At 72.5% G+C, this 23,048-nt stretch carries 19 protein-coding genes; 16 read left to right on the top strand and 3 right to left on the bottom strand.

The window, feature by feature from the left end:
- The 4 genes from Msi02_RS41740 to Msi02_RS41725 all read left to right on the top strand — a co-directional run.
- On the top strand, positions 1-2,905 hold a 2,905-nt coding region (locus Msi02_RS41740), incomplete at its 5' end, for an nSTAND1 domain-containing NTPase (protein WP_204053241.1).
- Between the two features lie 80 nt (positions 2,906-2,985).
- Positions 2,986-3,180 carry a hypothetical protein gene (locus tag Msi02_RS41735; RefSeq protein ID WP_079315286.1) on the top strand — a complete coding sequence of 65 codons (195 nt, stop codon included), beginning with the start codon at positions 2,986-2,988 and terminating at the stop codon, positions 3,178-3,180.
- Positions 3,181-3,218: 38 nt separating this feature from the next.
- Positions 3,219-3,920, top strand: a complete 702-nt coding sequence (locus Msi02_RS41730) for a hypothetical protein (RefSeq protein WP_239109356.1) — start codon at positions 3,219-3,221, stop codon at positions 3,918-3,920.
- Between the two features lie 91 nt (positions 3,921-4,011).
- Positions 4,012-5,799: an ABC transporter ATP-binding protein gene (locus Msi02_RS41725; protein ID WP_239109353.1), complete on the top strand. Its 1,788-nt coding sequence runs from the start codon at positions 4,012-4,014 to the stop codon at positions 5,797-5,799.
- Between the two features lie 250 nt (positions 5,800-6,049).
- Here the strand turns inward: Msi02_RS41725 and Msi02_RS41720 are convergent, their stop codons facing one another.
- From Msi02_RS41720 to Msi02_RS41710, 3 genes are read right to left on the bottom strand one after another with little or no spacing between them, the layout of a single operon-like run.
- Positions 6,050-6,799, bottom strand: a complete 750-nt coding sequence (locus Msi02_RS41720) for an ABC transporter permease (RefSeq protein WP_204053240.1) — start codon at positions 6,797-6,799, stop codon at positions 6,050-6,052.
- A 24-nt stretch (positions 6,800-6,823) separates the two neighbouring features.
- Positions 6,824-7,780: an ATP-binding cassette domain-containing protein gene (locus tag Msi02_RS41715; RefSeq protein WP_204053239.1), complete on the bottom strand. Its 957-nt coding sequence runs from the start codon at positions 7,778-7,780 to the stop codon at positions 6,824-6,826.
- Positions 7,781-7,796: 16 nt separating this feature from the next.
- Positions 7,797-8,345 (bottom strand): PadR family transcriptional regulator, encoded by a 549-nt coding sequence (locus Msi02_RS41710; protein WP_204053238.1) that lies wholly within the window; start codon positions 8,343-8,345, stop codon positions 7,797-7,799.
- 118 nt (positions 8,346-8,463) lie between these two features.
- Between Msi02_RS41710 and Msi02_RS41705 the strand changes: the two genes are divergently transcribed.
- From Msi02_RS41705 to Msi02_RS41650, 12 genes are all read left to right on the top strand, one after another.
- The gene (locus tag Msi02_RS41705) at positions 8,464-9,150 is read left to right on the top strand and encodes an SDR family oxidoreductase (protein ID WP_204053237.1); all 687 of its coding nucleotides are present in this window, start codon (positions 8,464-8,466) and stop codon (positions 9,148-9,150) included.
- 73 nt (positions 9,151-9,223) lie between these two features.
- Positions 9,224-10,567: a formimidoylglutamate deiminase gene (locus tag Msi02_RS41700; protein ID WP_204053236.1), complete on the top strand. Its 1,344-nt coding sequence runs from the start codon at positions 9,224-9,226 to the stop codon at positions 10,565-10,567.
- A gap of 53 nt (positions 10,568-10,620) precedes the next feature.
- Complete coding sequence (gene hutI / locus Msi02_RS41695) at positions 10,621-11,769, top strand: imidazolonepropionase (protein WP_079315283.1); 1,149 nt, start codon at positions 10,621-10,623, stop codon at positions 11,767-11,769.
- A 224-nt stretch (positions 11,770-11,993) separates the two neighbouring features.
- Positions 11,994-12,926 carry a sigma-70 family RNA polymerase sigma factor gene (locus tag Msi02_RS41690; RefSeq protein WP_204053235.1) on the top strand — a complete coding sequence of 311 codons (933 nt, stop codon included), beginning with the start codon at positions 11,994-11,996 and terminating at the stop codon, positions 12,924-12,926.
- Between the two features lie 270 nt (positions 12,927-13,196).
- Complete coding sequence (locus tag Msi02_RS41685; RefSeq protein WP_275414231.1) at positions 13,197-14,513, top strand: ammonium transporter; 1,317 nt, start codon at positions 13,197-13,199, stop codon at positions 14,511-14,513.
- On the top strand, positions 14,510-14,848 hold the full coding sequence (locus tag Msi02_RS41680) for a P-II family nitrogen regulator (RefSeq protein WP_030510869.1): 339 nt from the start codon (positions 14,510-14,512) through the stop codon (positions 14,846-14,848). The genes Msi02_RS41685 and Msi02_RS41680 overlap by 4 nt, the downstream gene beginning before the upstream one ends.
- Before the next feature lie 4 nt (positions 14,849-14,852).
- Positions 14,853-17,204: a [protein-PII] uridylyltransferase gene (locus Msi02_RS41675; RefSeq protein WP_239109350.1), complete on the top strand. Its 2,352-nt coding sequence runs from the start codon at positions 14,853-14,855 to the stop codon at positions 17,202-17,204.
- A 228-nt stretch (positions 17,205-17,432) separates the two neighbouring features.
- Positions 17,433-20,672, top strand: coding sequence for a nitrate- and nitrite sensing domain-containing protein (locus Msi02_RS41670; protein WP_204053234.1), 3,240 nt, complete (start codon positions 17,433-17,435; stop codon positions 20,670-20,672).
- Positions 20,669-21,088 carry a roadblock/LC7 domain-containing protein gene (locus Msi02_RS41665; protein ID WP_079320862.1) on the top strand — a complete coding sequence of 140 codons (420 nt, stop codon included), beginning with the start codon at positions 20,669-20,671 and terminating at the stop codon, positions 21,086-21,088. The genes Msi02_RS41670 and Msi02_RS41665 overlap by 4 nt, the downstream gene beginning before the upstream one ends.
- A gap of 15 nt (positions 21,089-21,103) precedes the next feature.
- Positions 21,104-21,463, top strand: a complete 360-nt coding sequence (locus Msi02_RS41660) for a DUF742 domain-containing protein (protein WP_193206658.1) — start codon at positions 21,104-21,106, stop codon at positions 21,461-21,463.
- Between the two features lie 28 nt (positions 21,464-21,491).
- Entirely contained in the window at positions 21,492-22,031 is a 540-nt protein-coding gene (locus tag Msi02_RS41655) for a GTP-binding protein (protein WP_204053233.1), read from the top strand.
- A 263-nt stretch (positions 22,032-22,294) separates the two neighbouring features.
- A partial coding sequence (locus Msi02_RS41650) for a polyamine ABC transporter substrate-binding protein (RefSeq protein ID WP_204053232.1) occupies positions 22,295-23,048 on the top strand: 754 nt, incomplete at its 3' end.

Raw genomic sequence — 23,048 nt, 5'->3', positions numbered from 1 at the left:
TCCGTTCCGGGCGGAGAGCCTGGGCGGGGTGATGCACCGCGTGCTGTCGGCCGATCCCGACCTGTCGGTGCTGCCCGAGTCGCTTCGGCCGCTGGTCGGCGCGGCCCTCGTCAAGGAGCCGGCGGCCCGGCCGTCCGCCCGGGACCTGCTGATGGCGCTGATCAGCGGGGGTTCCCGGGTGGACACGGCGCGGCTGCTGGCGGAGGGCAGCCGGGCGGCGCGGGCGGTGCACGCGGAGGGCGATCGCGACCCCGCGCTGGGCGCGCTCGCCGAGGACGCGTACGACGCGCTCGGCCCCGCGGAGCGTGACCTCGTGCCGCAGATCTTCCTCCGGCTGGTCGCGGTGGGCCCGGAGGGGGAGCTGACCACCCGCCGGGCGGCCGAGGATGAGCTGCCGCCCGGGTCCGGTGAGGTGCTGCGGGTGTTCGCCTATGTGCTGACGCGCACCGGCGGTGAGGTGGGCCTGGCCCGCCCGGCGCTGCTGCGTGCCTGGCCCAGGCTGCGGGCCTGGCTGAGCGACGAGTGGGACGGCCTGCCGGTTCACGCGGAGATCCGCCTGCGGGCCCGGCAGTGGGCCGCGGCCGGTCGCCGTCCCGGCGACCTGCTCCAAGGCAGCCGCCTGGACACGGCCGTCGGCTGGGCGGCCACCGGACGCCGCCGTCTCGCCCTCAACGCGCTGGAACGCGACTTCCTCGACGCGTCCGCCGCGCTGACCCGCCGCCGGGCCCACCGCCGCCGCCTGCTCACCGCAACCCTGGCCGTACTGCTCGCGCTCTCGCTGACGGGCGGCGGCCTCGTGGCCTACCAGGGCAGCCGGATCGCCGAGCAACGCGACCAGATCTCCGCGCAACGCGACCGGGCCAACGGCCGGGAGGCGGCGCTGCGCGCCGGGACGCTGCGGACCACCGACCCCACCGCCGCCATGCTGCTGAGCGTCGCGGCCTGGCGCCTCGACGGCGGCTCCGAGGCCCGCTCCAGCCTGATGGCCGCGTACGAGCAGCCGGAGGTCGCCGCCTTCCGCCCGCCGGGCGGCGGGCTGCGGGCGCTGAGCCGGGACGGGCGTACGGTCGTCACGGTCTCGGACGACGAGATCCGCCTGTACGACGTGCGGAACCGGCGTCTGGTGCGGCGGATCCCGCTGCCCGGCCCGCGCTCGGAGCCCCTGCTCGGCGTGGCGCTCAGCCCGAGCGGCCGGTCCGTCGCGATGATCACCACGGCCAGGGCGATGGTGTGGGATCTGGAGACCGGCAGGATTCGCGCTCAACTCGCCGTTCCCGGCGCGCGGTCCGACGGGGGGATCGAGTTCGCGGACGACGAGTCGAAGGTCGTCGTGCTTGAGGACCTGAACGGCTTCGTCTGGGATCTCGCGAACGGCCGGACGTACGGCCGGACGCACGGACGGGCGGAGGGGAGCGGCTGGCCCGGCGACCTGCCGGCCGTGCCGCGCTCGGGACGGGTCGCCGCGCTGCTGGACCCGCTGACCGGCACGCTGGACGTGCGGCGGATGCCCGGGCAGGACCGCGATCCGAGATTCTGGGGAGTCTGCCCCGGGAAGCTGGGGGCCGTCGCCTTCAGCCGGGACGGCGCGCTGATGGCCTGCGGGGGCCGGCAGATCACCCTCGTCTCGGCCGCGACGGGGCGGCGGGTCACCGAGGCGGGGGACGACTGGCCCTGGGCCGAGAGCGGGGCCAACGAGCCCGCCAACGCCATCGACGCCGGCCTGAGGTTCAGCGCGGACGGGCGCTACCTTGCGGGGTTCGCCGACCGGTCCATCAGGGTCTGGCGGGTGCGCGACCACCGGCAGGTGTTCGGCTACCGGGCCGAGGACGACGTGGTGGACGTCCGCCTCGACCCCGACGGGCACACCCTGCGCTACCTCCTGGAGGAGGCCGTGGTCAGCGTGGACATCCGGCCGCGGGCCGGGTTGGTCCGCCCGCCGGGCCGGTTCTTCCGCGCGTCGCTGAGCCCCGACGGCCGCTGGATGGCGACGGAACCGGAGGAGTCCGGCCCCCTGCGGCTGTGGGACGTGTCCCGCCGGAGACCGGCCGGGTCGCTGCCGGGAACGGCCGGCTGGGGAGACCCGGTCTTCGACCGTACGAGCCGGACCATGGTGATCAGCGACGTCACCCTCGACCGGCTGCGGGCCTGGGACGTCGCCGGGCGCAGACCGCTGTGGGACTACCGGGTGCCGCGCGGCCTGATGGTGGACGGCCACGCCTTCAGCCCGGACGGCGCGCTCTTCGCGGCCACGCTCACGCGGGCGGGCAACGGCTCCAGGACGCGGGGAGACCGCCTGCTCGAGTGGGACGCGCGCAGCGGCCGCCTGGTCAGGGACGTCCCGCTCGACCGGCAGACCGGCAGCATCGCCTTCGGGGCCGGTGGGCGGACGATCGTCTGCGGCGACGGGCGGATCCTGGACGCGGTCACCGGGCGGCAGCGGGGAGGCGCGTTCATGCCCTCGCAGTCCTTCGCGGTCAGCCTCGCCGGCGACAGGATCGCCGTCGGCGGCATGACGGGCCGGATCTTTCTCTGGGACGCCAAGGGTCCGTCCCCGGTGCCGCCGGCGCTGCACGGGACGATGGAGCAGATCGACGCGCTGGCCTTCTCCCCCCGGGGAGACGTCCTCGCCACGGTGAGCGAGGGCGGGACCGTGCAGTTGTGGGACGTGCGCGCCGGGCGGCGGCTGGGCGGGGCCGTCCCGCTGCTCGCCGACCTCGGCCTGAGCTTGGCGTTCAGCGCCGACGGCACGCGCCTGTACGTCGCCGACCAGAGCGGGGAGCTGTTCGAGATACCCGTGGACGGGGAGCTCGTGGCGCGGCAGGTGTGCGCGCGGGCCGGACGGACCCTGACCGGGCAGGAATGGGCCCGCTACCTGCCAGGGACGCCCTACCGGGACGTGTGCTGATCGCCCAGTGAGCATTTCGGCCGGTTCTGTGGGTATTTCAGGCTATGTAAGAGCTGTTGGGGGGGGCGGGAGGGGCGGCAATGGAGTCTCGCGAGCGGTTCGTGTTCCAGCGGATGGCGGCACAACTCAAACGGGAGGCGGCGCTGCTGACAGGGGATCGGCTGATGGCGGCGGAGGCACGCGGTGAGGAGGCCGAGGCCGACCTGTGCCTCACCTGGTACGCGATCATGGACACCACCCGCGAGATCCGCCTGCTCTACGGAGTGCCGGGATGAGGGATCATCACGGTGGGTGCGCGGGCGATACTGAGGTGGTGACCGCGTCTTCCGCCTTCCCGGCGCCGCTGTTCCACCTGCGCCTCATCGAGGACGCGCGGCCCGTCCTCGACCGGTACGGCCTGCTGCTCGCCGGCGGCTACGCGCTGCTGGCGCACGGCTGTACCTCGCGTCCCGTCGACGACCTCACCTTCGCCACCGGCGGCGAGGCCCCGCTGGCGGAGATCGGCGCGGCGCTGGTGGAGGCGTTCGGAAGCACCGGCCTGTCGGCCGAGGTGTGCGAGGCCGGGCCCCGCATCGGCCGCGTCGTCGTCGGCGACGAGATCACCGGCCAGTCGTGCGAGATCGCCCTGCTCCGCGAGCCGCTGCGCGACCGCCCCGCCGACATCGGCCCCTGCCGGGTGCTCGGCCTGGACGACGCCGTGGGCCTCAAGGTCCGCGCCCTGCAGGACCGGGGCCTGCCGCGCGACTTCGCCGACGTGGCCTCGGTGTCCGGTCTGTACTCCTTCCGCCTGCTCGAACAGCTCGGCGCGCGCTACGACGACGAGTGGCGGGTGGAGGACCTGGTCGAGCGGCTGGAGACCGTCGACCTGCTGGCCGACGAGGCGTTCGGCGGCCTGGACGAGGAGGGCGTCGCCGCCGTGCGCCGCTTCGCGTACGCCTGGGCGGAGGACATCAAGCTGCGCCGCGTCGACGACGGCGACGCCGATTTCGACCTCGACGTCCCCGACGTGGACTGACCAGGACGCGGAAATCCCCGCGCGCACCGGCGTTTCCGGTGATTTAGGGTCTCCGGAAGATCGCACGCCGGGTTCGCGCGAGGGGGGCTCCATGGGGATGGAGGGCGACGGCCCTGACGACGGCCGGCCCGCGCCGCGGCCGAAGGCGCCCCTGGGGGAACGCGCCTCCTGGCGGCTGCTGCTCGACCAGGTGCGCCCCCACCGGCGGGTGCTCCTGCTGGGCGGCCTGCTCAGCCTCGTCGGCAGCCTTGCCGGGCTCGCCATGCCGGTCATGGCCAAGCGGGTGATCGACGCGTTCGGCGCGGGCGGCGCGCTGGCGGGCCCGGTCATCGGGCTGTCGGCCGCGGTCCTGGCCGGCGCGCTGATCTCGGCGGCCGGGCGGTTCCTGCTGGAGCGGATGGGCGAGACGATCGTGCTCGACTCGCGCCGCGGCCTGGTGGACCGCATCCTGCGGCTCACGGTCTCCGACGTGGACCGGCTCAAGCCCGGAGACCTGCTGTCGCGGGTCAGCTCCGACACCACCCTGCTGCGGGCCGTGTGCACGGACGCGCTCGCGTCCCTGGTCGGGGCGGTCTTCATGTTCCTCGGCGCCGCGGTGATGATGGCGATCATGGACGGCCTGCTGCTCGGGGTGACGCTCGCCGTCGTGGGCCTGGTCGCCCTCATGGGCGTGGCCATCGCTCCGCGCATCCGGCGGGCCTCGCTCCAGGCGCAGGTGGCGCTCGGCGAGATGAGCTCGGTGCTCGACCGCGCCCTCCAGGCGTTCCGTACGGTCAAGGCCAGCGGCGCGGAGGCGCGGGAGACCGCGGTGGTGGGCGCGGCGGCCGTCGAGGCGCGCGACCGGGGCGTGGCCGCCGCCGCGTGGACCTCGCTGGCCGGGATCGGCGCCTGGATGTCGGTCCAGCTCGCGTTCCTCGCGGTGCTGGGGGTGGGCGGCGCGCGGGTCGCGTCGGGGGAGATGGAGATCTCCGCCCTGATCGCCTTCCTGCTGTACCTGTTCTATCTGGTCTCCCCGATCGGTCAGATCATCCAGAGCCTCACCCAGATCCAGAACGGCCTGGCCGCGGTGACCCGGATCCAGGAGATCACCACGCTGCGCACCGAGCCCGCCGCCGAACCCGTCGTACGGGCGGGCGGCGAGCCCGTGGGGGTGACCTTCTCCGGGGTCGTCTTCCGCTACGGCGACGACCGGCCGGTGGTCCACCACGACGTGACGTTCGAGGTGCCGGCCGGCGGCATGACCGCGCTGGTCGGCCCCTCGGGGGCGGGCAAGTCGACGGTGTTCGGCCTCATCGAGCGGTTCTACGAGCCGCAGGAGGGGACGATCACGGTCGGCGGGCGGGACATCCGCGACTGGCCGCTCGGCGAGCTGCGGGCCATGCTCGGGTACGTCGAGCAGGACGCGCCCGTGCTCGCGGGCACGTTGCGGGAGAACCTCGTCTTCGGCGCACCCGGGACGACCGACGAGGAGATCGCCCGAGCCCTCGCCCGTACGCGGCTCGACGACCTGGTCGAGCGGCTGCCGGAGGGACTGGAGACGCCCGTCGGCCATCGCGGCATCCTGCTGTCGGGCGGCGAGCGGCAGCGGGTGGCCATCGCCAGGGCGCTGCTGCGCAGGCCCAGGCTGCTGCTGCTCGACGAGGCGACCTCCCAGCTCGACGCGGTCAACGAGATGCGGCTGCGGGAGGTGGTGGCGGAGGTGGCGCGCGAGACGACGGTCCTGGTGATCGCCCACCGCCTGTCCACCGTGACCGGGGCCGACCGGATCGTGGTGATGGAGGCCGGCCGTGTGCGCGCCTGGGGCACCCACGACGAGCTGGTCGCGGCCGACGAGCTCTACCGCGAGCTCGCCGCCACGCAGTTCCTCGTCTCGTCCTGACCGGCGGGCCCGCGATCTCCGCAGACGCCGATGGCGAAGCCGTGAGCAGCCCTTACACCGGGCCACAGCTTCTTTCGACCGGGAACCGGGAACGTCGCTGGTGCGTAACCTCTCCTTCACCACCGCCCGGTTGCCGGAGCCAACGCGCGTGCGGGCGCGTCCGGTGACCCGGGCCGGAGGCGGGGCGCCCGGCCGGTCAGGCCGGGCGTCCCGCCGCTCACCTCTCACGTGATCGATCTTGCTGTGGCAGTCAGTCGGCGAGGTGGCGCATGGAGCGGACCGACCAGGCCAGGGCGGGCACCGCCAGCACCGCCATCAGGACGAAAGCGAGCGCCACGTGGCCGCCTGCGAGGTGGCCGGCGAACAGCGCCCGCCCGGCCTCGACCGCGTGGTAGAGCGGGTTGACCTGGGCCACGGTCCGCATCCACGGCGGGGCCAGTGACATCGGCAGCAGGATGCCGGTGAACAGGATCAGCGGCAGCGCGAAGAACTGCAGGATCTGCGACATGCCGTTCTCGTCCCGTACGGCCAGGGCCAGGCCGTACGAAAGGCCGGAGGCGAATAGGCCGGTCAGGGCCATGAGCAGGAGCATCAGGGCGACACCCGGCAGGCTGGGCCGCATGCCCATGAGCAGCGCCACCACGATGATCAGCACGGCCTGCGCGACCAGCACGATCATGTCGCGCAGCGTCCGGCCCAGGACGATGGCCGGGCGGCTCGCCGGGCTCGCGGCGAGCCGTTCGAGCACCCCGGTGCGGATCTCGGCGATCATGCCGAAGCCGACGAACAGCGAGCCGAACAGCGCGATCATCACCATCACGCCGGGGGTGAACATGGCGAGCGTCCGCTCGTCCGGCACACCGGGCATGGTGTTGGCCAGCAGCGGGGCGAACAGCAGCAGGTAGAGGACGGGCTGGAGAAGGCCGAACAGCGGCCAGACCGGGTTGCGCGCGGTGTTGCGCAACTCGTAGGCCAGGAACAGGCCGGTGTGTTTCAGCATGGTTCCGCCTTTCTGGGGGAGGGCTCAGGCGGCGTCGCGGAGCGAGCGGCCGGTCTTGCGCAGGAAGACGTCGTCGAGCGTGGCCCGGTCGAGCGCGACCGACTCCAGGGCCAGGCCGTGCTCGGTGAGCGTGGCCAGCAGGTGCGGCAGCGCCCGCTCGCCGTCGTCCAGGTAGACGCGCAGCAGGTCGCCGTCGGCCCTGACCTCCCGCGCGTACGGCAGGCCGTCCAGCACCCCGGCCGCCTCACCCGTGCCGGACACCCGCAGGGACACGACGTCGCCGGCGATCTCGCGTTTGAGCTCGGCGGGTGTCCCGGCCGCGACGACGAGCCCCTGGTCGACGATGACCAGGCGGTCGCACAGCGCGTCGGCCTCGTCCAGGTAGTGGGTGCTGAGCAGGACGCTCGTCCCGCCGTCGCGCAGCGCCCTGATCTGGTCCCACAGGTTGGCCCGGTTCTGCGGGTCGAGGCCGGTCGTCGGCTCGTCGAGGAACAGCAGCGGCGGCCGGTGGACCAGGCCGAGCGCGATCGCGACACGCCGCTTCTGGCCGCCCGACAACGTGCGGGCCGGGCGGTCGGCCAGGCCCGCCAGGTCGAACGCCGCGAGCACCTCGCCGGTGCGGGCGGCGGCCTCGGCCGCCGTCAGGCCGTTGACCCGCGCGGCGAGCAGGAGGCCGGCCCTGGCCGTGTTGTTCTCGTCCACGCCACCGGCCTGGCCGACGTACCCGATGCGGCGCCGCACCTGCTCGGGGGAGGCCAGCAGGTCGTGCCCGGCCACCGTCGCGGTGCCGCCCGTGGGCGCGACCAGCGTCGCAAGCATGCGGATCGTCGTGGTCTTCCCGGCGCCGTTGGGGCCGAGCACGCCGAAGATCTCGCCCTCGGCGACGTCGAGGTCGATCCCCCGCACGGCCTCCACCGGCTCGGCCGCCCGCCTGCCACGCGGGCGGTAGGTCTTGCGTAATCCTCGCGCTTCAATGATCATTTCGGCTCCTCGCCGGTCAGGGGATGTCGTCGCGCTCGATCCGTTCGACGGCCTGCTCCAGCCACTCCAGCTGGGCGCGGTATTCGGCCGCGCTCAGCTCCAGGCACTCGTCCACGTGCCGCGGGGCGTCCGCCGCGCGCTTGGCGTTGCGGGCCCGCTCGAAGCTCGCGAGCCCCAGGCGCAGCCGCTCGGTCCGCTCCCGTACGACCGCGAGCAGGTCGGCCTTCGGCAGCCGGTCCATGAACGTCAGCGCGACCTGGAACGGGTCGACGATCGGCATGATCTCCGACCAGTGCTCGCGCAGCCGCCGGTCGAACTCGGCCCGTCCCTCGGGCGTGATGGCGTAGACCGTGCGCCCGCGCGCGCCGCCGCCGGGGGATCCGCCGTCGCCGACCACCTCCAGCAGGCCTTCCTGGGCCATCTTCCCCAGCGCGTGGTAGATCGAGCCGAAGGCGATGTTGGCCCAGTGCTGGGCGCCCCACAGTTCAAGCGTCTTGCGCACCTCGTATCCGTGCAGCGGCCCGTCCAGCAGCACGCCCAGGATCATCACACGCGTCGATGTCATATACAAATTTTTATATAAATTTGAGTATGGTGGTCAACCGGGAACGACGATCACGAGACACCGCGCCCGCGGCGGTGAGGTGCGCGCAAGATCCACCGGACGGCCTATCGTGAGGTCCATGCGACCCACGGCTCTGATCACCGGCGCCTCGCGGGGCGTGGGGGCGGCGATCGCCCGTGCCCTCGCTCCCACCTACGAACTCTTCCTGGGCGGCCGGGACGGCACCGCGCTCGACGCGTTGTGCGCCGAGCTGCCGGCGGCCCGCCCCTGGGCGGTGGAGCTCACCGAGCTCACCCCCGCCGACGTGGAGGGGATCGACCGGCTCGACCTGCTGGTCCACAGCGCGGGCGTCGCCAGTGTCGGGCCACTCGCCGACACCCCTTCCGGCGAGTGGCGGCGGCTGATGGAGGTCAACGTCATCGCGGTCGCCGAGCTGACCCGGCTGCTGCTGCCCGCGCTGCGGGCGGCCCGCGGGCACGTCGTGCTGATCAACTCGGGCTCCGGGCAGCGGGCCAACGCCAATTGGGGCGCCTACGCCGCGAGCAAGTTCGCCCTGCGCGCGTTCGGCGACACGCTGCGCGAGGAGGAGCACCCGAACGGCGTCCGGGTCACCGCGATCTTCCCCGGACGGGTGGGCACGGACATGCAAAGAGGCATCCGCGCCCAGGAGGGAGGGCCGTACGAGCCGGGAAGATATCTGGAGCCGGAATCGGTGGCGCGGGCCGTGCTGGCCGCGCTGACGGCCACGCCCGACGCCCACGTCACCGAGATCACCGTACGGCCCGCCGCGGGACCGACCCGCTGACGGCCGGACGAGGCACGGGGGACGGACGTTCACTACAGTGGCATCACCGCCACGCCGCCCACCTGGAGGACCGGTGCACGTGACTTACTGGTGCGAGATGGCGTGGCTGCCGCCCGGCGAGGTCGTCGAGAGCGTGGTCGTCGGCGTCGAGGGCCGCCGCATCGTGGAAATCAGGCCCGAGGCGCCGCCGCCCCCGGGAGCCGTACGGCTGGCCGGGCTCACCCTGCCCGGCCTGGCCAACTGCCATTCGCACGCCTTCCACCGCGCGCTGCGCGGCCACACCCAGACCGGGCGCGGCAGCTTCTGGACCTGGCGCGAGCGGATGTACGCGGTCGCCCAGGCGCTCGACCCCGACCGCTACCTCGCCCTGGCCACGGCGACCTACGCCGAGATGGCGCTCGCCGGGATCACCACCGTGGCCGAGTTCCACTACCTGCACCACGGCCCCGGGGGCAGGCCGTACGCGGACCCGAACGCGATGGGCCACGTGCTGGTCGAGGCGGCCAGGCGGGCCGGGCTGCGCATCACCCTGCTCGACACCTGCTACCTGACCGGCGGCATCGGCGACGCCCTCGCCGGCACCCAGCTGCGCTTCGGCGACGGGGACGCCGAGCGCTGGGCGGCCAGGGCCGACGACCTCGCCCGGGCGCACGAGGGCGAGGAGGACGTGGAGATCGGCGCGGCCATCCACTCCGTGCGCGCGGTGCCCCCCGAGCAGATGCACGTCGTCGTCGACTTCGCCCACCGGCACACCGGGCCGCTGCACGTTCACGTCTCGGAGCAGCGGGCCGAGAACGAGGCGTGCGTCGAGGCCTACTCGGCCACGCCCGTGCAGGTGCTGCACGACCACGGTGCGCTGGGGCCGCGCTCGACCGCGGTCCACGCCACCCACCTGTCCGACGTGGACGTGGCGCTGCTCGGCGGCTCCACCACCCACGTGTGCATGTGTCCCACCACCGAACGCGACCTCGCCGACGGCGTCGGCCCCGCCCGCAGGCTCCTGGAGGCCGGATCGCCCGTCACGCTCGGCACCGACAGCCAGGCCGTGATCGACCTGTTCGAGGAGGCCAGGGCGGTGGAGCTGGACGAGCGGCTGGTCACGGGCGAGCGCGGGCACTGGCCCGCCGCGCAGCTCCTGCACGCCGCGACCGCCGCCGGGCAGGCGTCGCTTGGCTTCCCCGACGCGGGGTGCCTGGTGCCCGGGGCCTGGGCCGACCTCGTCTCCGTCCGGCTCGACTCGGTCCGTACGGCCGGCGCGACCAAGGCGTCGGCGGTGGAGTCCGTGGTGTTCGCCGCCACCGCCGCGGACGTGTACTCGGTGGTCGCCGGCGGGCGGCGGATCGTGGAGGACGGGCGGCACGTGCTCGGCGACATCGGCGCGTTGCTGCGCGAGGCGCTCGCCCCGCTGCAGCGGTGAGGTTTGCGCCGTTCACGGGGTGGCGAGGATCAGGAGACGTGGGGCCCAGCGGCATGACATCAGTCGTTTTCACGGGGATCGGACTGCTTTACACGGCGGACCCCGAGCGGGAGGAGATCGAGGACGCCGCGCTGGTCGCGGAGAACGGCGTGGTCCGGTGGATCGGCCGCTCGGCCGACGCCCCGCCCGCCGACGAGCGGGTCGACGTGGAGGGGCGCGCCGTCATCCCGGGATTCGTGGACAGCCACGCGCACCTGGTGTTCGCCGGCGACCGCACCGAGGAGTTCGCCGCGCGGATGGCCGGACGGCCCTACACCGCGGGCGGTATCCGCTCGACCGTCGCCGCCACCCGCCGGGCCACCATCCCCGAGCTGGTGACCACGACCGCGCTGCTGGTCTCGGAGATGACCATGCAGGGCACGACGACGTTCGAGATCAAGAGCGGCTATGGCCTCACCGTGGAGGACGAGCGCCGCAGCCTGGAGATCGCCTGCCAGTTCACCGAGGAGACCACGTTCCTCGGGGCGCACGTCGTCCCGCCGGACACGACCGCCGACGACTACGTCCGGCTCGTGACCGGCCCCATGCTGGAGGCGTGCGCGCCGTACGCCAAGTGGGCGGACGTGTTCTGCGAGCGCGGCGCGTTCGGCGAGGAGCACAGCAGGGAGGTGCTCGCGGCGGGCCGCAAGGCCGGGTTGCAGCTCAGGGTCCACGCCAACCAGCTCGGACCGGGGCCGGGCGTGCGGCTGGCCTGCGAGATGGGGGCGGCCTCGGCCGACCACTGCACCCATCTCACCGACGCCGACGTGGACGCGCTCGCCGCCGGCGGGGTCGTCGCCACCCTGCTGCCGGGCGCGGAGTTCTCCACCAGATCGCCCTATCCGGACGCGCGGCGGCTGCTCGACGCGGGCGTCGCGGTGGCCCTGGCGACCGACTGCAACCCGGGCTCCTCGTTCACCACCTCGATGCCGTTCTGCGTCGCGCTGGCCGTACGCGAGATGGGCATGACGCCGCTGGAGGCCGTGCGGGCGGCCACCCGCGGCGGCGCGCGGGCGCTGCGGCGCACCGACGTGGGCACGCTGTCCGCGGGCTCCCACGCGGACCTCGTCATCCTGGAGGCGCCGTCGTACGTCCACCTCGCGTACCGGCCGGGAGTGCCGCTCGTGGCGCAGGTGTGGCGGAGGGGGCGCCGCCTCGTTTAGGCCCCCGCAACCTGGGTAATCGGCTTTTTTCCTGGCCTCGCATCCTCCTTGGGGAGGAAAACGAAACCATTCCAGGGTCGTATTCATTTGGGGAATCTTTGCCATGGACCGGCCGTTGACCGGGTCAGGAGCAGGAAGCCGGGGGCCGTGCCGACGGGGCGGACACGTCCGGCTCACCGGCTCACATATTGCTATATCGCGGCGGCGGAACGAGGTGCCATCGGATGGCGACGGGGAATCGGACGCAGGAACAGCACGTCTCTGACCGGGATCTGCTGGGGACGTATCTGGCCGAGATCGGCCGTGTCCCGTTGCTGACCGCGGAGCAGGAGGTCGAGCTGGCCAAGCGCATCGAGGCGGGGCTGTTCGCCGAGCAGTTGCTCGACGGCGGGCGGCCCGAGCCGAAGATCGCGGACGCGACCGACGAGGAGCTGGAGCGCATCGCGATCTCCGGGCGGCGGGCGAAGGACGAGTTCATCCAGGCCAACCTGCGTCTCGTGGTCGCGGTCGCGAGGAAGTACTCCGGACGGGGGATGCCGCTGATCGACCTGGTGCAGGAGGGCAACCTCGGGCTGGTCCGGGCCGTGGAGAAGTTCGACTACCGCCGGGGGTACAAGTTCTCGACCTACGCCACCTGGTGGATCCGGCAGTCGGTGGGCCGCTCGATCCACGAGCAGGCGCGGCCGGTGCGGCTGCCCACCCACGCGGGCGAGCAGATGACGCGGCTCATGCGGGTGCGCAGGGACATGCTGGCGGAGTTCGACGCCGAGCCGACCGACGCCGACCTCGCCGAGGTGCTCGACCTGCCGATCGAGCGGGTGCAGGAGCTGCGCCGCTGGGCCTCCGACCCGGTCTCGCTGCAGCTCGGCGTGGGCGACGAGGACGAGACCGAGCTCGGTGACATGATCGCCGACGAGACCTGGGCGGACCCCGAGCAGCAGGCCATGGCCACGCTGGAGAAGGAGCGCCTGGAGCAGTGGCTGACCGGCCTTGAGGGTCAGATCCGCGAGATGCTGCGCTGGCGGTACGGCCTGGTGGACGGCCGCGAGCACACCCTCACCGAGGTGGGGGAGCGCTACGGCATCGGCCGTGACCGCGCCCGGCGCATCGAGCGCGACGCGCTGGTGCGGCTGCGCAAGATGGCCAGCGCCGCGTAACCGGCGCTCCCAGCGGTGGCCGGTGACCCGGCCGTGACGACGCGCACTCCTTTGGGGTGCGCGTTTTGTCGTTCCAAGCACGTCCGAAACCGGCCCGAAACACGGTGGTGGCGAGTTTCACACATGTGAAACACACATGGTCGTGGGCTGAAACGGCGGAAGAACACGCTGTCGCCAACGTCAGTGCGCCAGCCGGCCGATGGTGACCCCGAGCGAAGCACTGAGGGAGTGATAACCGGCCACACGCCAAATGTAAGGAGGGCCGCGTCGGTGAAGATCGATACCGGCACCACCGCCTGGATGATCACAGCCACCGCTCTGGTGCTGCTGATGACCCCCGGGCTCGCGTTCTTCTACGGGGGCATGACCAGGGCGAAGAGCGTCCTGAACATGATGATGATGTCGTTCGTCAGCATCATCACCGTCACCATCGCCTGGGTGCTGTACGGCCACTCGCTGGCCTTTGACGCCTTCGGCGACGGGGACAACTGGGTGAACAAGCTCATCGGCGGCGGGGACGCCCTGGGTCTGCAGAGCCTCATCGACACGGCCACCAAGGACGACGGCACCGGTATGCCGAGCCTGGTGTTCTCGGCCTTCCAGCTCACCTTCGCCATCATCACCGTGGCCCTCATCAGCGGCGCCATCGCCGACCGGGCGAAGTTCGGTGCGTGGGTCGTCTTCGGCCTCGCCTGGGCGACGCTCGTCTACTTCCCCGTGGCCCACTGGGTGTGGGGCGGCGGCTGGCTGGCCGGCCTCGGCATCGAGGACTTCGCCGGAGGCACGGTCGTCCACGTGAACGCGGGCGCCGCCGGTCTCGCGCTCGCGCTGGTGCTCGGCAAGCGGACCGGGTGGCGCAAGGACCCGATGCGGCCGCACAACCTGACCCTGGTGCTGCTCGGCGTGGGCCTCCTGTGGTTCGGCTGGTTCGGCTTCAACGCGGGCTCCGAGCTCGCCGTCGACGGCACGGCCGGTCTCGCGTTCATGAACACCCAGGTCGCCACGGCCGCCGCCGCCGGCGCCTGGATCCTCGTGGAGAAGCTGCGCGACGGCCACTCCACCACCCTCGGCGTCGCCTCGGGCGCGGTCGCCGGCCTCGTCGCCATCACCCCCGCCTGTGGTTTCGTCGACCCGTGGGCGGCGCTCGTGCTCGGCCTCATCGCCGGCGCGGTCTGCGCGTACGCGGTGGGCCTGAAGTACCGCCTCGGCTTCGACGACTCGCTCGACGTGGTCGGCGTGCACCTGGTGGGCGGCGCGATCGGCGCGGTCTCGCTCGGCATCATCGCCCGCTACCCCTTCGCGGACGGCCAGAACGAGGGCCTCATCTACGGCGGCCCGATCTCCCAGCTCGGCGTGCAGGCCCTCGGCCCTGTCGCGGTCGGCCTCTACTCCTTCATCATGGCGTACGTGATCGGGAAGGTCATCGACAAGACGATGGGCTTCCGGATCGACCAGGAGAACGAGGTCACCGGCATCGACATCACCACCCACGCCGAGACCGGGTACGACCTCGGCACCGTCCACTCCTCGGGAGTGGCCTCCCTCAACGGGCCCGTGCCCGCGCCTGCGAAGAAGGTCGACGCATGAAACTCATCACCGCAGTCATCAAGCCGTTCAAGCTGGACGACGTGAAGGCCGCCCTGGAGCAGTTCGGCATCAAGGGCATGACGGTCTCGGAGGCCAGCGGCTACGGCCGCCAGCGCGGCCACACCGAGGTCTACCGCGGCGCCGAGTACCAGGTCGACCTGGTGCCCAAGGTCCGGGTCGAGGTCCTCGCCGAGGAGGACGACGCCGAGGACGTCATCGACGTCATCGTCAAGGCGGCCCAGACCGGCAAGATCGGCGACGGCAAGGTCTGGTCGGTCCCCGTGGACACGGTCGTCCGGGTCCGCACCGGGGAGCGCGGGCCGGAGGCGCTGTAACCGGATGATGAGAGGGGAAGCGCGCTCGTTCGCCGGGGCCCGCAAGGACAGGGCCGCGGACATCGACAGATGGCTCACCGATCTGTTCCGCACGGCGGCCACCCGGCCGTACGCGCGGGAGGGGGGATCGGGAGGGAAGGGCGGCTTCCCCGACGAGAGCGGCCCCGCCGCCTCTCCGGGGACCGGCCCCACTGGAATCGGGCATAGCGGGGTGGGCCCCAGCGGGATCAGCGGGGTCGCCCTGGTCGCGGTCGGCAGCCTGGGGCGGGGCGAGCTCGCCCCGGGCAGCGACCTCGACCTGGTCCTGCTGCACAACGGCCGCGACGACGTGGCGAGGATCGCCGACCGCATCTGGTACCCCATCTGGGACTCCGGGATCGGCCTCGACCACTCGGTCCGTACGGTGGACGAGGCGGTGAAGGTCGCCAGGGAGGACCTCAAGGCCGTGCTGGGCCTGATCCAGGCGCGGCACGTGGTGGGGGACCCCGAGCTGACCAGGGCCGTGCGGGAGGCCGTGCTCGCCGAGTGGCGGGCGGACTCCCGGCGCAGGCTGGCCGAGCTGCGCGCGTCGGCGGACAAGCGCGCCGAGTCCGGCGGCGAGCTGGCCTTCCTGCTCGAACCCGATCTCAAGGACGCCAGGGGCGGGCTGCGCGACGTGCAGGCGATGCAGGCCGTGGCCGCCGCCTGGGTCGCCTCGGCCCCCGGTCCACGGGTGCGCGAGGCGTACGAGCTGCTGCTGGACATCAGGCACGGGCTGCACCTCGTCACGGCGCGGGGCACCGACCGCCTGGTGCTTCAGGAGCAGGACGCGGTCGCCGGCACGCTGGGCCTGCTGGACGCCGAGGCGCTGATGCGCCGCCTGGCCGAGGCGGGCCGGACCATCTCCCATGCCTTCGACGCCACCTGGCGGACGGTGGACCGGCTGCTCACCGGCCCCGCCCCCCGGGGCCGCAGGCCGCTCGCCGACGGTGTCGTGGAGCACGGCGGCGAGGTCGTGCTGGCCCGCGGCGCCAACCCGCGCACCGACCCCACGCTCGTGCTGCGCGCGGCCGCGGCCGCCGCCGAGGCCGGGCTGCCGCTCGCGCCCGCGACGGTCTCCGCGCTCGCCGCCCAGTCGCCGCCGCTGCCCGTGCCGTGGCCTCCGGAGGCGCGCGGCGCGCTGGTCGCCCTGCTCGGCGCGGGGCGCGCGGCCGTACCGGTCTGGGAGGAGCTCGACCAGGCCGGGGTGCTCGTGAAGCTCATCCCCGACTGGGAGCGCGTACGGCACCGCCCCCAGCGCAACCCGGTCCACCGCTACACGGTCGACCGGCACCTCATCGAGACCGCCGCCGGGGCCGCGGCCTTCACCCGCGAGGTGTCCCGCCCCGACCTGCTGCTGATCTCGGCGCTCCTGCACGACGTCGGCAAGGGCTGGCCTGGCGACCACTCCACCACGGGCGAGGTCGTCGCCAGGGACATCGGCACCCGGATGGGCCTGCCCCCGGCCGACGTGGAGATCCTCGCGACCGTGGTGCGGCACCATCTGCTGCTGCCGGAGACCGCCACCCGGCGGGACCTGGACGACCCGGTCACCATCTCCCGGGTCGCCGACGCCGTCGGGTCCAGGGAGGTGCTCGAACTGCTGTCGGCGCTCGCGGTGGCCGACGGCAACGCCACCGGCCCTGCCGCGTGGAACTCCTGGAAGGCGTCCCTGGTCTCCGACCTGGTCCGGCGGGTGCGGTCGGTGCTGTCCGGCACGCCGCCGGCGCCCGCGCCGGCCCTTTCCCCCGAGCAGGCGGCGCTCGCCCGGCACGGCGGCGGCGCGGTGCGTGTGAACGGGAGCGCGGTCACCGTGGTCGCACCCGACCGGCCGGGTCTGCTGTGGCGGGCGGCCGGGGTGCTCGCGGCGCACCGCATGGCGGTCCGCTCCGCCTCCGCCGCGTCCGCCGGGTCGACGGCCGTCATCGAGTTCGTCGTCGTGCCCGAGTACGGCACGCCGCCCGATCCCGCGACGCTGGAGGCCGATCTGCGCCTCGTCCTGGCCGGACGGCTCGACATCGAGCAGCGCCTGGCCCGGCGGGCGAGGTCGATGCGCCCGTCCAGGGTGCCGGTCGCGCCGCCCCGGGTCACCCTGGTGGACGACGCGTCGCTCACCGCGAGCGTGGTGGAGGTGCGGGCGCACGATCGACCGGGACTCCTGTGGCGGATCGGCCGGGCGTTCGGCGAGTGCGGTCTTGACGTACGAGCCGCGCGTGTGGAGACTCTGGGCGCAGAAGCGGTGGATGTCTTCTATGTGGCGGATCGCACAGGCCGTCCCATCCTCGATGAGCAGCAGCGAATCCAGGTGCGAGAGCACGTGCTCGCGGCCCTCAGATGAGGGGTAACGATCCTCACCTCTTGGTAACAATTGGGGTGCTGCGGCAGGGGTAGGGCCGCTCGCCGTCGTGACCTTGTGGTCGAATTGTCCCCGCTTATACAGCTGTGTCACTTCATGCTGTCCAGACGCGTGAAGGCAGGCCGAACGATGGCGGGGCCGGTGAGCATGGAGCAGTCGAATACCGATAACCGCAGGCGGCGGAGTCGTCTCTCGCCGCGCAACTGGCGAGTGCCCACACGCTTGACCGCGCTGATCGTCGCTCCGACGCTCGTGGCCGTGCTCCTCGCCGGCGTGCGCGTCGTGGGCTCGATGGACAGCCTGACGGCCTACCAGCGGACCAGGTCGGCGGCGGAGTACTCGGTGCACCTGCGGGATCTGGCCGAGCAACTGGCTCTCGAACGCGACCTGTCCGTCTGGGGCGGCACCGGCGGCCGCAAGTTCAACATCGACGGGGAGACCGAGGTGACCCGCGCCCAGCAGCGCGCGGCGGTCGACCCGCTGATTCAGCAGGTGAAGGCCGACCTCAAGAACATCAACGAGGACTACGGCACGCGGGCGGTGGAGCAGGCGCAGCAGCTCACGAGCCGCATCTCCAGCCTCGCCGGCATCCGCAAGAACGGCGCGCCGGAGGACTACAGCGCCCTGATCGCCAACGTCCTGCGCCTGCACGACGAGCTGGGCAACAACGACGACAACGCCGCGATCGTGGGCAACCTCCGCGCCCTCAGCGCTCTCGCCCACGCCAAGGAGGAGGCGGCGCTGCAGCGGGCCACCCTCACCCGTGAGCTGCTGGAGCGCAACCAGACCTTCACGACGTTCGAGCTGCAGGACTTCCTGGCCTCCCAGTCGCGCCAGCAGAGCTACCTGGCGACGTTCTACACCGAGGCGCCGGCCGCCGAGGCGAGCCGCCTGGTCACCCTCCTCGGCGACAAGGACGTGGTCAACAGCGAGCTGACCAAGTCGTGGGCGCTCACGCTCGGCCTGCAGAACCAGTCCCTCAGCCGCTACCGGGGCAGGGACAGGACGGCCCAGCAGTGGTTCCAGGACAGCACGAAGGCGATCGAGCAGATGGCGGCCGTCGAGGGCCGCGTGTCCGAGCTGGTGCAGAACCGGGCCCGTGACCTGCAGTCGGCCGAGCAGCGCAACGCCCTCATCGCCGGCGGCCTGATCCTCGCACTCCTCGTGCTCGTGCTCGCCACGACCGTGCTCATCGCGCGGTCGATGGTCCGGCCGCTGCGCCGCCTGCGGGCCGAGGCGCTCGACATCGCCGGGCGGAGGCTGCCGGACATCGTGCGGCAGATGCGCGAGTCCGAGGACCCCGAGCGCGAGTCCCACGTGCAGCCGATCGCCGTCGACAGCACCGACGAGATCGGCGAGGTGGCGCAGGCCTTCGACGAGGTCCACACGCAGGCCGTGCGCCTGGCCGCGGAGGAGTCCCGCCTGCGCGCCAACGTCAACGCGATGTTCGTGAACCTTTCACGCCGTACGCAGACGCTGGTGGAGCGGCAGATCTCGCTGATCGACGGCCTGGAGCGGGGCGAGGAGGACGGCCGGCGCCTGGCCGACCTGTTCAAGCTGGACCACCTGGCCACGCGCATGCGCCGCAACAGTGAGAACCTCCTGGTCCTCGCCGGTCACGAGCCGCCGCGCAAGCGGAGCCAGCCCGCCCGGCTGGTCGACGTGGTCCGCGCCTCGCTGTCGGAGGTCGAGGACTACGAGCGGGTCGTCGTCCGGATCCCCCGCACGATCGCGATCGCCGGGCACGCCGCCAACGACGTCGTCCACCTGCTGGCCGAGCTGGTCGAGAACGCCATCGCCTTCTCGCCGCGCAACACCAAGGTCGTCGTCTCCAGCAGCCCCGTCGAGGGCGGCGCCGTGATGCTCGGCGTCACCGACGCGGGCATCGGCATGTCGCCGGAGGAGCTGGCGGAGATCAACCGGCGTCTCGCCGAGCCGCCCACGATCGACGTCTCGGTGTCCCGCCGGATGGGCCTGTTCGTGGTCGGCCGCCTCGCGCTGCGCCACGGCATCCGGGTGCAGCTGCGCCGGGGCGACGGCGCGGGCGTCATCGCGATGGTGCTGTTCCCCGCCCAGCTCGTCTCCAACGCCGACCAGCCCGTCATGACGCGTCCCTCCGTCCCCGCCGGGCAGACGGCGGCCGGACTGCCGACCCGGCAGGCGTTCGCCGGGCCGGACCCGCTCGGCTCCGCGCCCGGGGGCGGTTCGTTCGAGCCCTGGAACTCCGGCAGCGGCGCGGCTGGCGGCGGCATCGGGTCCCGCAGGTCCCCGGTGACCGGCGAAAACGGACCCGGCGGGAGCGTGCCCAGTGGGAACGGGCCCAGTGGGAACGGGTTCAGCGGAGTCGGGGCCGGTGGCAACGGTGCGGGCGGGTTCAGCGCGTTCGGCGCGCCGACGGCGGACGCGCCGCCCGCGCCCGCGGAGAACACGTACGGGGAAAGCGCGTTCGCCGAGCACTCGGGGCCGCACTCGGTGCCGGGGCTGCCCAGGAGGGGGCCGGACGGCGACACCCGCCGCCCGGCGTTCGGCGAGCAGTCCGAGTCGTCGTGGCCACCGGCGCCCGCCGGGCCCCCGGCGTTCCCGCAGAGTGGATCACAGAGCGGACCACAAAGCGGACCACAGAGCGGTGACGACCGCTCGGAGCACTCGTGGCCGTCGCTGCCCACCGGGCCCACGGCGTTCTCCCCGTCGAGCACCGGGCCGACGGGACTCCCGCAGCGGGGCACGTCCACCGGGCCGACCGCGTTCCCGCAGCCGGGTTCCCCGTCGAGCACCGGGCCGACGGCGTTCTCGCCGTCCAGCACCGGGCCGAGCGCGTTCTCGCCGTCCAGCACCGGACCGGCCGGGGTGGGGAGCACACCGGCGTCCGCCGGGGGCTCCAGGGCCTTCGCGGCCGAGGAGCCGACGTCGTCGACCGGGCCGCTGCCGTCGGTGGAGGAGTCGCCGCTGGAGCAGGGCGAGGAGTTCCTGCCGATCTTCGCCTCGGTCGAGTCGGCGTGGTTCCGGCGTCCCTCCGACACCGGCCCGCAGGCCGCGCCCGCGGCGCGGACCGGCGCGGAGGAGGACGCGGAGAAGGCCGGAGACAAGCCCGGCGAGAGCACCGGGGAGATCCCGAGGGTGCCCGGTTCCGCCCCCGCCCCGCAGGCGCAGGGCGGGAACCCCGGCGGGTGGCGATCTCGGGCCGACAGCGGCTTCCAGGCCGCGGCGAGTGCCCGGGACCCCCTGCTGGGCGGTGTGACCGCGGCGGGCTTGCCGAAGCGCACGCCGAAGGCCAACCTGGTGCCCGGCTCGGTGGGTGCGGACGCCCCCGCCGCCGCCCCGCGCCCCCCGGTCTCGGCCGAGGCGGTGCGCAACCGCCTGTCCAGCTTCCAGCAGGGTGTTAGGCGAGGCCGGGCCCAGACGGCCGGAGGTCTCGCCGAAGGGTCGGGTAAAGAGGAGGAGGGCTCGTGACTGAGCTGAGCGTGGAAGCACGCAGGTTCGACTGGCTGATCACCGAGTTCGTCGGCAGCACGCCTGGCGTGGCGCACGCGGTGGTGGTGTCGTCGGACGGCCTGCGGCTGGCCCAATCGGACGGCTTTCCGGCTGACCGCGCCGACCAGCTCGCGGCGGTCGCCGCCGGCCTGCTCAGCCTCACCGTCGGCGCCTCGCGGGTGTTCGAGGGGGGCGCGGTGACGCAGACCGTCGTCGAGATGCAGCGGGGACTGCTGCTCGTGATGGCGATCAGCGACGGCTCCTGCCTGGCCGTACTCGCCTCACCGGACTGCGACATGGGCCTGGTGGCCTACCAGATGACCCTGCTCGTCGAACGGGCAGGTCAGGTGCTCACTCCGGCGCTGCGCGCCGAGCTGCAGACGTCGCGGCGATGATCAGGGGAGAGGGCCGTGCGTGATCGTGACGGGACAGAGGACGAGCCTCTGTTCCGTCCGTACGCCGTCACCGGTGGCCGATCCGAGCCGCGTTACCACATGGCGATGGAAACCCTCGTATCATCGGTGACCTTGAAGAGCAATGATTATTCCCTGCTCAGCCCAGAGCAGGAATCGATCATGATGCTATGTCGTTCCGTACGATCGGTCGCGGAGATCTCGGCACTGCTCCGAGTCCCGCTAGGCGTGGCCCGTGTGCTCATCGCCGACATGGCCGACGAGGGTCTGGTCCGCCTGCACATGCCGCAGCTGAGCCAGGGACAGCCAGACCTCAACCTGCTCGAAAGGGTGCTCAGTGGACTACGCAGGCTCTAGCCGTGGTCTTACCTCGACGAAGATCGTCGTGGCGGGTGGGTTCGGCGTCGGGAAGACGACCTTCGTCGGTGCCGTCTCCGAGATCCTGCCGCTGACGACCGAGGCCGTGATGACCGACGCCAGTGCGGGCATCGACGACCTGGGGCTCACGCCGAACAAGACGACCACGACGGTCGCCATGGACTTCGGCCGGCTCTCGCTCGACCAGGACCTCATCCTCTACCTGTTCGGCACGCCGGGTCAGCACCGCTTCTGGTTCATGTGGGACGACCTCGTCCGCGGCGCCATCGGTGCGGTCGTGCTCGTCGACAGCCGCAGGCTCGCCGACTGCTTCCCGGCCATCGACTACTTCGAGGAGGCCCAGCTTCCCTTCCTCGTCGCGATGAACGGCTGGGAGGGGCAGTTCCTCCACTCGGAAGAGGAGGTCCGTGAGGCGCTGTCGCTGCCTCCGCACGTCCCGATCGTCCGTACGGACGCGCGCTCGCGGGAAGCCGTCAAGTCCACGCTCATCAGCCTGGTCGAGTACGTGCTGACCGTGCGCGCCGCCTATGGAGGCCGGGCCTACTGAGGGCCGGGCCTGTGAATTCCCGGCCGTTCGGAATCGCCGGACGGCCGGGCTGCCGGCGGCTCGACGGCGGCGCCCGGTGCCGCGTCGGGCCGGCCGAAGAGGGCCCGCCTCCGCAGCGCCAATGTGTGGAAATCTGCTCAAGCCTGGGCGTACTGCCAATATGGGGCAACCCCATGATCTATGCTGATGTCCACTCTGAAAGCTCCTATCCCATTTGACTGCTGCTCGCAGGTTCAGGGATGAATCCAAAGGAAGTTGAGGCCATGCCTCAAAACCGGCATATCCGACACCTGTCTCCAGTTCTGGCCGCCGGTCTCGCTCTGACGCTCGCCGGTTGCTCTGGCGGCACAGGGGCGACCGAGGCGGCCCCCATAGCGGCGGCGGCCACGCTCGACCCCAACGCCGACCTCAGCAAGCAGAACCTGACCATCACCATCTGGGACGGATACAGCCCGAAGGACCTGCCGCAGCGGGTGAAGGCGAAGCTCGGCTTCGACCTCAAGGTGACGCTCCACGACACCAACGAGGACGCGCTGGCCAAGATCCACGGCAGCGCCGGCAAAGACATCGACGTCGCCTTCGTGTCGGGGCAGTACGCGCAGGCGCTCAACGAGGCCGGTCTGCTCGAGCCTCTTCACCCCGAGCTCATCCCGAACCTGGCCAACCTCTACCCCGAGGCGGCCAACCTCTCCTACGACAAGGGCAACAAGTTCTCGGTGCCGTACACGTGGGGGACGACCGGGCTGTGCTACCGCGAGGACCTGGTGAAGACCCCGCCGACGAGCTGGAAGGACCTGCTCAGTCCGCCCCCCGCGCTGCGCGGGAAGGTCACGATGATGACCACGGAGCGCTGGCTCGCCCTGCCGGCGCTCAAGTACCTCCACTACTCCATCAACACCTCCGACGACGATCAGCTCAAGAAGGCCAAGGACCTGCTGGTCAAGGCGAAGAAGAACCTGCTGGGCTACGACGACACCACGTTCGGCGACCGGCTCAAGTCCGGCGAGGCCGCCATCG

It is taken from the genome of Microbispora siamensis (assembly GCF_016863095.1).
Classification (GTDB): domain Bacteria; phylum Actinomycetota; class Actinomycetes; order Streptosporangiales; family Streptosporangiaceae; genus Microbispora; species Microbispora siamensis.
Note: the sequence above shows the minus strand (reverse complement) of the source record. Positions and strands in the feature narration are given on the sequence as shown.